The following is an 8,437-nucleotide window of genomic DNA, read 5'->3' on the forward strand; positions in this document are numbered from 1 at the left end:
ACCTCGCTCGTGCCGTTCCTCGAGCACGACGACGCTCAGCGCGCGCTCATGGGCGCCAACATGCAGCGTCAGGCCGTGCCGCTGCTGCGCAGCGACTCGCCGCTGGTCGGAACCGGTATGGAGGGCTACGCGGCCATCGACGCCGGTGACGTGCTCACCGCCGACAAGGCCGGTGTCGTCACCGAGGTCTCGGCCGACCGCGTGGTCGTGCAGCTCGACGAGGGCGGCACGCAGGAGTACCACCTGCGCAAGTTCGACCGCTCGAACCAGGGCACGTCCTACAACCAGAAGGTCGTCGTCTCGGCCGGTGAGCGCGTGGAGGCCGGCGAGGTCATCGCCGACGGCCCCGCCACCGAGAACGGCGAGCTCGCGCTCGGCAAGAACCTGCTCGTCGCGTTCATGACGTGGGAGGGCTACAACTTCGAGGACGCGATCATCCTCAGCCAGGACCTGGTGAAGGACGACACCCTCTCCTCGATCCACATCGAGGAGTACGAGGTCGACGCCCGCGACACCAAGCTCGGCAAGGAGGAGATCACCCGTGACCTCCCCAACGTCAGCCCCGAGCTGCTGAAGGACCTCGACGAGCGCGGCATCATCCGCATCGGCGCCGAGGTCCGCCCCGGCGACATCCTCGTCGGCAAGGTCACGCCGAAGGGCGAGACCGAGCTGTCGGCCGAGGAGCGCCTGCTCCGCGCGATCTTCAACGAGAAGAGCCGCGAGGTCCGCGACACCTCGCTGAAGGTGCCGCACGGCGAGCAGGGCACGATCATCGCCGTCAAGGAGTTCAACGCCGAAGACGGCGACGACGAGCTCGGCTCGGGCGTCAACCGCCGCGTCGTGGTCTACATCGCCCAGAAGCGCAAGATCACCGAGGGTGACAAGCTCGCCGGCCGTCACGGCAACAAGGGCGTCATCGCCAAGATCCTTCCGGTCGAGGACATGCCGTTCCTCGCCGACGGAACCCCGGTCGACATCGTCCTGAACCCGCTCGGCATCCCTGGTCGAATGAACTTCGGCCAGGTGCTGGAGACCCACCTCGGGTGGATCGCCAAGCAGGGATGGAAGGTCGAGGGCACCCCGGAGTGGGCCGTGCACCTGCCCGACGCCGCTCGCGAGGCAGCACCCGGCACGAAGGTCGCCACCCCCGTGTTCGACGGCGCAGAGGAGCAGGAGATCGCCGGTCTCCTCGACTCGACGCTGCCGACCCGCGACGGCGACCGCCTCATCGACCGCTCGGGCAAGACCCAGCTGTTCGACGGCCGCTCGGGTGAGCCGTTCCCGGCACCGATCTCGGTCGGCTACATGTACATTCTGAAGCTGCACCACCTGGTCGACGACAAGATCCACGCCCGTTCGACCGGTCCGTACTCCATGATCACCCAGCAGCCGCTCGGTGGTAAGGCGCAGTTCGGCGGACAGCGCTTCGGTGAGATGGAGGTGTGGGCCCTCGAGGCCTACGGTGCGGCATACGCGCTCCAGGAGCTCCTCACGATCAAGTCCGACGACATCCTCGGCCGCGTCAAGGTGTACGAGGCAATCGTCAAGGGCGAGAACATCCAGGAGCCCGGCATCCCCGAGTCGTTCAAGGTGCTCATGAAGGAGATGCAGTCGCTCTGCCTGAACGTCGAGGTCCTCTCGGCCGATGGCACGGCGGTCAACCTCCGCGACACCGACGATGAGGCGTTCCGCGCCGCCGAGGAGCTCGGTATCAACATCTCCAGCCGATTCGAGTCCGCCTCGATCGACGAGATCTGATCCGGCCGATAACGAATTCTTATTGAGACACAGGAGAACTAGTGCTCGAGTCAAACACCTTCGACGAGCTTCGCATCGGCCTGGCCACCGCAGAGGACATCCGCGGATGGTCCTACGGTGAGGTGAAGAAGCCCGAAACCATCAACTACCGCACCCTCAAGCCCGAGAAGGACGGTCTGTTCGGTGAGCAGATCTTCGGACCTTCCCGCGACTGGGAGTGCGCGTGCGGCAAGTACAAGCGCGTCCGATTCAAGGGCATCGTCTGCGAGCGCTGCGGCGTGGAGGTCACCAAGAGCTCCGTCCGTCGTGAGCGCATGGGCCACATCGAGCTCGCCGCACCCGTCACCCACATCTGGTACTTCAAGGGCGTCCCGTCGCGCCTCGGGTACCTGCTCGACATGGCGCCGAAGGACCTCGAGAAGGTCATCTACTTCGCCGCGTACATGGTCATCTCGGTCGACGAGGATGCTCGTCACCGTGACCTGGCCACGCAGGAGAACAACATCCGCCTCGAGCTGAAGACGCTCGCGGACCGTCGCGACGCGAAGATCGCCGAGCGCATGTCCAAGCTGGAGGAGGAGCTCGCGGCCCTGGAGGCCGAGGGCGCCAAGGCCGACGCCAAGAAGAAGGTCAAGGACGCCGCCGAGAAGGAGATGTCGCAGCTGCGCAAGGGCGCAGACGACGCCATCGCCAAGCTCGAGCGCGTGTGGGAGGACTTCCGCACGCTCGAGGTCGGCGCCCTGCGCCCGGAGGACGACGTCTTCCACGAGCTGCAGGACCGCTTCGGTCAGTACTTCGAGGCCTACATGGGTGCGGAGTCGATCCAGCGGCGCCTGGCCGCCTTCGACCTGCAGGCTGAGGCCGAGAGCCTGCACCTGCAGATCTCCGAGGGCAAGGGTCAGCGCAAGATCCGTGCGATCAAGCGCCTCAAGGTCGTCAACTCGTTCCTCGAGACCGGTATGTCGCCGGCATCCATGGTCCTCGACGTCGTCCCGGTGATCCCGCCGGAGCTGCGCCCGATGGTCCAGCTCGACGGTGGACGCTTCGCGACCAGTGACCTGAACGACCTGTACCGCCGCGTGATCAACCGCAACAACCGTCTTCGTCGCCTGATCGACCTCGGTGCCCCCGAGATCATCGTGAACAACGAGAAGCGGATGCTGCAGGAGGCCGTCGACGCACTGTTCGACAACGGTCGCCGCGGTCGCCCCGTCACGGGCACCGGAAACCGTGCTCTGAAGTCGCTCAGCGACATGCTCAAGGGCAAGCAGGGCCGTTTCCGTCAGAACCTGCTCGGAAAGCGCGTCGACTACTCGGGCCGTTCGGTCATCGTCGTCGGCCCGCAGCTGCAGCTGCACCAGTGCGGTCTTCCCAAGACCATGGCGATCGAGCTGTTCAAGCCGTTCGTGATCAAGCGCCTGATCGACCTGGGTCACTCGCAGAACATCAAGGCCGCGAAGCGCTCGGTCGAGCGCATGCGTCCCGAGGTCTGGGACGTGCTCGAGGAGATCATCCGCGAGCGCCCCGTGCTGCTCAACCGTGCACCCACCCTGCACCGTCTCGGCATCCAGGCGTTCGAGCCGCAGCTCGTCGAGGGCAAGGCCATCCAGCTGCACCCGCTCGTCTGCGCGGCGTTCAACGCCGACTTCGACGGCGACCAGATGGCCGTGCACCTGCCGCTGTCGGTCGAGGCTCAGGCCGAGGCCCGCGTGCTGATGCTCGCGTCGAACAACATCCTCAAGCCGTCGGACGGACGCCCGGTCACCCTGCCCTCGCAGGACATGATCATTGGCCTCCACCACCTGACCACGGTCAAGGAGGGCGCTGCCGGTGAGGGTCGCGCGTTCGGCTCGGTCTCCGAGGCGATCCTGGCCAAGGACGAGGGAACCCTCGACCTGCAGGCGAAGATCCGCATCCGCATCCCCGGTCTGACCTTCCTCGAGGGCCAGGCTCCCGAGGGCTACGAGAAGCACGGCCTCGTCGACGCTTCGCTGGGTCAGGCGATCTTCAACGCCACGCTGCCGAAGGGCTACCCGTTCGTGCGCGAGCCCGCCGACAAGGGCAAGCTCTCGCAGATCGTCAACAAGCTGGCCGAGGAGTACCCGAAGGTCGAGACGGCTGCGACGCTGGACCGCATCAAGGACGCCGGTTTCTACTGGGCCACGCGCTCGGGTGTGACCGTCGCCCTGAGCGACATCCTCACTCCTCCGAACAAGAAGGAGATCGTCGCCGGCTACGAGAAGCAGGCCGCGAAGGTCCAGTCGCAGTACGAGAAGGGTCTCACCACCGACGCCGAGCGTCGTCAGGAGCTCATCAAGATCTGGACCGAGGCGACCGACGAGGTCCAGGCCGCGATGCGCGAGAACTTCCCGGCCGACAACACCATCAACCGCATGGTGTCCTCGGGTGCTCGCGGTAACTGGCTGCAGATCCGCAACATCGCGGGTATGCGCGGCCTGGTGAACAACCCCAAGGGTGAGATCATCCCGCGTCCGATCATCTCCTCGTACCGCGAGGGTCTGTCGGTGGCGGAGTACTTCATCGCGACGCACGGTACCCGTAAGGGTCTGGCCGACACCGCTCTGCGCACCGCCGACTCGGGCTACCTGACCCGTCGCCTCGTGGATGTCTCGCAGGACGTCATCATCCGCGAAGAGGACTGCGGCACGTCGAAGGGCCTCGCGCTCCCGATCGCCGCTCCGAACTCGCAGGGCGAGCTGGTGCGCGACGCGAACGTCGAGAACTCGGTGTTCGCCCGTACCCTGGCCGCTGACGTCGTCAGCGAGTCGGGCGAGGTCCTCGCCTCGGCCGGCGACGACGTGGGCGACGTGCTCATCGACAAGCTCGTCGAGCTCGGTGTCGAGGAGATCAAGGTCCGCTCCGTGCTGACCTGCGACTCCGCTGTCGGCGTCTGCGCGCAGTGCTACGGCCGCTCTCTTGCGACCGGCAAGACCGTGGACATCGGCGAGGCCGTCGGCATCATCGCCGCCCAGTCGATCGGTGAGCCCGGTACCCAGCTGACGATGCGTACCTTCCACACCGGTGGTTCGGCCTCGGCTGACGACATCACCCAGGGTCTGCCCCGTGTGCAGGAGCTCTTCGAGGCGCGTACCCCCAAGGGCGCGTCGCCGATCGCCGAGGCCGACGGCCGCATCACGATCGACGAGACCGAGAAGGCCAAGAAGGTCATCCTCACGCCCGACAACGGTGATGAAGAGGTCGTCTACCCGGTGCTGAAGCGTGCGACGCTCCTCGTCGAGGACGGCCAGCACGTCACGGTCGGTCAGCCCCTGCAGGTCGGCACGCTCGACCCCAAGGAGGTCATGCGCGTCATGGGTGCCCGCGAGGTGCAGAAGTACCTCGTCGGCGGCGTCCAGGGCGTCTACCGCTCGCAGGGTGTGCCGATCCACGACAAGCACATCGAGGTCATCGTCCGTCAGATGCTCCGCAAGGTCACCGTCGTCGACCACGCCGACACGACCCTGCTGCCGGGTGAGATGGTCGACCTCAAGCGCTACCAGCAGATCAACCGCGAGGCTGTGGCCGAGGGCAAGCGCCCCGCGTCCGGCCGCTCGGAGCTGATGGGTATCACCAAGGCGTCTCTGGCGACCGAGTCGTGGCTGTCGGCCGCCTCGTTCCAGGAGACGACCCGCGTGCTCACCGAGGCTGCGATGCAGGGCAAGCGCGACCCGCTGGTCGGTCTCAAGGAGAACGTCATCATCGGTAAGCTCATCCCCGCCGGAACCGGTCTGTCGAAGTACCGCAACGTCACGGTCGAGGCCACGGAAGAGGCCAAGAGCGAGCGCTACCCGAACCGGATCTTCGCATCCGACGGCGCGTACGCCGAGGGCGAGTTCGGCTACGTCGACTTCGACGCGTTCTCGACGGATGACGTGACCCCGGGTACGTATAACTGATCCCGCACGCCGCGAAGGCCCCGCACCTCTTCGGAGGGGCGGGGCCTTCGCCGTACGTCGGCACGTCAGCTAGTCGAACAGGTGCGCGACGATGCTCGCGGTGTACCCGCTCGGGGCGAGGTTCGAGTACCGGGTGTCGATCAGCACGTCCTCGCGCCAGAAGAGCGTGCGGCCATCGGTGACCGGATAGTTCTCATTGGGCCAGGTCTTCTCGCAGCGGATGCCCTTGTCGGGCGTGAAGCAGACGAAGTCCTCGTCATCGGCGAGCTCGTTGAGCAGATCGAGCGCCGGGCCCCGGTTCAGGTGCGAGATGGTCGTCGTGAGGCCCGTCGTGTCGGCGGCCGGGTCGCCCCACGCGCAGATCAGCGAGCCGTCAGGCTGGATGCCCGTGGCGCCGAACGCCGGGTCATTCAACGGGATGCCGTCGAGCTGGGCGAGCACGTCGTCGGAGAGGATCGCACGGCAGTCATCGGGAATCGGGATCGCTTCGGCCGTCGGGGTCGCGGTCGGATCCGGGGTTGCGGATGCCGCAGGCTCAGGAGTCTCGGTCGCAGGAGACTCCGATGGCGACGCGGACTCGCCGGAGGGTGGACCGCCGCACCCGGCGAGGCCGGCGGCGAGCAGGAGCGCGGCGGCTGCGGTGACGATGCGTGTGGCGTCCATGGGTCACAAGGTAGCGCGGGTACGAGACAATGATGGGATGCCCCACGCATCCTCCGTCGTCGTCATCGGCGACGCGCTCATCGACGAGATCCACGACGCCGGGGGAGTGCGCGAGCTCGTCGGCGGGGCCGCGCTCAACGTCGCGGTCGGACTCCGGCGTCTCGGCATTCCTACGACGCTCATCGCGATGGTCGGCGACGACGAGCCCGGCGCGCACATCCGCGAGTACCTCGCCGACCACGGTGTGATTCTGGTGAGCAGCCCGTCTCCGCTCGGATCGTCGCGCGCGATCGTGCGCCGCAACCGCGACGGCGAGCCGACCTACGTGTTCAACGATGCGGCGCAGCAGCGCAGCATCCGATACGGCGAAGAGGCGCTGCAGGCGATCGGGACCGCTGATCTCGCCGTGATCAGCTGCTTCCCGTTCGACCGCGTCGCCGAGGTGGATGCTCTCGTCGATGCCCTCGCAGGGGCGCAGGTCGCCATCGATCCGAACCCGCGGGCCGGCATGCTCGCCGACCGGGCGGAGTTCGTGCGCGGGTTCGAGAGGATCGTCGCCGGTGCCGCGGTCGTCAAGGTCGGTGCGGATGACGCCGCCCTTCTGTACGACGGCGATCTCGACGCGCTGCGGGCGCGACTGCGCGGGCTCGGCGCAGGAGCTGTTCTCGCGACGGCAGGCCGCGAGGGTGCGGTGCTCGAGGCGGATGCCGGGATCTTCACGGCGCCGATCTCAGCGCTGCCCGGACCCGTCGTGGACACGGTCGGTGCGGGGGATGCGACGCTCGCCGCCGTCGCCGCAGGTATGGTCGCCGCCCGCCCGGGGCATGCCGTCGAGTGGCAGCGGCTGCTCGAGGCGGCGATGGATGTGGCGGCCGCGACGTGCCGCGCCGAGGGCGGCCTGCTGCGGACTCCCGAGTCGCTCGACGGCGGGGAACGCGGCGTCCGCGGCAGCTGATCGTTCGATTTCTTCCACCTGCGTCGCGCAGGTATGATGGATACTCGCGCCCCCGGTTGGCTGTACAAGCTGGACGGGTGTGCACTCGGCAAGTTACCCAAGCGGCCAAAGGGAGCTGACTGTAAATCAGCCGTCTTAGACTTCGGGGGTTCGAATCCCTCACTTGCCACCGAACGAATCGAGCGTCGCCCCGTACGGGGTGGCGCTCAATTCGTTTATCGAGCCATGCGGGAGTTCATAGACTGGGGCGATGCGAGCGCTCACCGAGTCCGACGTCCGTGCGGCCTTCATCAACGCGACCGACGACGAGCTGCGGATGATCGAGATGCCGCACGACTTCCTGCTCGTCGACTGGGACTTCCACGATTTCCTCGCCTGGCGGGATCCGGCGTCCAGCAAGCGCGGGTGCATCCTCGTGCAGTCCGGTGACGAGGTGATCGGCGTCGTCGTTCGCGCGAGCGACCCCGGTCGCAGCCGTAACGGCATGTGCAACATCTGCCACACGATGCAGCCGGGCAGCCAGGTCGCCCTGTTCACCGCGCGCAAGACCGGTGAGGCAGGTCGCCGCGGCGACGGCGTCGGCACCTACATCTGCGCCGACCTGTCCTGCCACGACAACGTGCGGCTCGCGCATCCACTCGCCCCGAACGAGATCCGCGCCGCCGGTCAGGTGGACATGCGGCTGGACGGAACGCGCCGCCGTATGGAGGGCTTTGTCGCTCGGGTACAACAGGACACGGACTGAGTGCACGTTCTGGCTAGGCTGGCGAAGTCCGCGCTTCGAAGGAGATGCCCATGAGCGATGCCATCCAGTTCTCGGTCGATGAGGGGCTTGCCCGCCTCACGCTCAACCGTCCCACCCGCCTCAACGCCTTCGGGTCGGAGCTCGCCCACGCGTGGCGGGATGCCACAGCCGAGACGACGTCCCGAGGCGACGTGCGGGCGATCATCCTGGATGCCACAGGCCCCGCCTTCTGCGCCGGCGGCGACGTGATCGAGATGGCCTCCACCATGGGAGACGGCTCGCCGGACTGGAACGCGTATTACACCGGCTATCCGACACAGCAGACGCCGGTGCAGAGCTATTACCCGGCCCATGAGACGACGCCGTCGTTCCCAACCGTGCCGTCGGACGGACATGCGC

The 8,437-nt window shown here is 67.1% G+C and carries 6 protein-coding genes and 1 tRNA gene; 6 read left to right on the forward strand and 1 reads right to left on the reverse strand.

Features of this window, described 5'->3' with window-relative positions; all coding sequences use genetic code 11:
- Positions 1 to 1,758: DNA-directed RNA polymerase subunit beta (gene rpoB, locus HWX58_RS14750; RefSeq protein WP_175989022.1), on the forward strand; the 1,758-nt coding region annotated here is incomplete at its 5' end.
- Between the two features lie 41 nt (positions 1,759 to 1,799).
- Positions 1,800 to 5,675, forward strand: a complete 3,876-nt coding sequence (rpoC, locus tag HWX58_RS14755; RefSeq protein ID WP_175989024.1) for a DNA-directed RNA polymerase subunit beta' — start codon at positions 1,800 to 1,802, stop codon at positions 5,673 to 5,675.
- Between the two features lie 69 nt (positions 5,676 to 5,744).
- On the opposite strand, the gene HWX58_RS14760 is transcribed toward rpoC, so the two are convergent.
- Positions 5,745 to 6,338: a hypothetical protein gene (locus tag HWX58_RS14760; RefSeq protein ID WP_175989026.1), complete on the reverse strand. Its 594-nt coding sequence runs from the start codon at positions 6,336 to 6,338 to the stop codon at positions 5,745 to 5,747.
- A gap of 37 nt (positions 6,339 to 6,375) precedes the next feature.
- On the opposite strand from HWX58_RS14760, the gene HWX58_RS14765 reads away from it, so the two are divergent.
- The 4 genes from HWX58_RS14765 to HWX58_RS14780 all read left to right on the forward strand — a co-directional run.
- Positions 6,376 to 7,293 (forward strand): PfkB family carbohydrate kinase, encoded by a 918-nt coding sequence (locus HWX58_RS14765; protein WP_175989027.1) that lies wholly within the window; start codon positions 6,376 to 6,378, stop codon positions 7,291 to 7,293.
- Positions 7,294 to 7,380: 87 nt separating this feature from the next.
- A tRNA-Tyr gene (locus HWX58_RS14770) sits at positions 7,381 to 7,462 on the forward strand.
- A gap of 81 nt (positions 7,463 to 7,543) precedes the next feature.
- The gene (locus HWX58_RS14775) at positions 7,544 to 8,038 is read left to right on the forward strand and encodes an FBP domain-containing protein (protein ID WP_175989029.1); all 495 of its coding nucleotides are present in this window, start codon (positions 7,544 to 7,546) and stop codon (positions 8,036 to 8,038) included.
- Positions 8,039 to 8,088: 50 nt separating this feature from the next.
- The coding region (locus tag HWX58_RS14780) for an enoyl-CoA hydratase/isomerase family protein (protein WP_175989031.1) at positions 8,089 to 8,437 on the forward strand (349 nt) is incomplete at its 3' end.

It is taken from the genome of Microbacterium tenebrionis, from assembly GCF_903645325.1.
Lineage (GTDB): Bacteria > Actinomycetota > Actinomycetes > Actinomycetales > Microbacteriaceae > Microbacterium > Microbacterium tenebrionis.

Excerpts from the sequence above, each read along its gene's own strand:
- HWX58_RS14765 (WP_175989027.1), top strand. The coding sequence starts at position 6,376 with ATGCCCCACGCATCCTCCGTCGTCGTCATCGGCGACGCGCTCATCGAC.
- HWX58_RS14775 (WP_175989029.1), top strand. The coding sequence starts at position 7,544 with ATGCGAGCGCTCACCGAGTCCGACGTCCGTGCGGCCTTCATCAACGCG.
- HWX58_RS14760 (WP_175989026.1), bottom strand. The coding sequence starts at position 6,338 with ATGGACGCCACACGCATCGTCACCGCAGCCGCCGCGCTCCTGCTCGCC.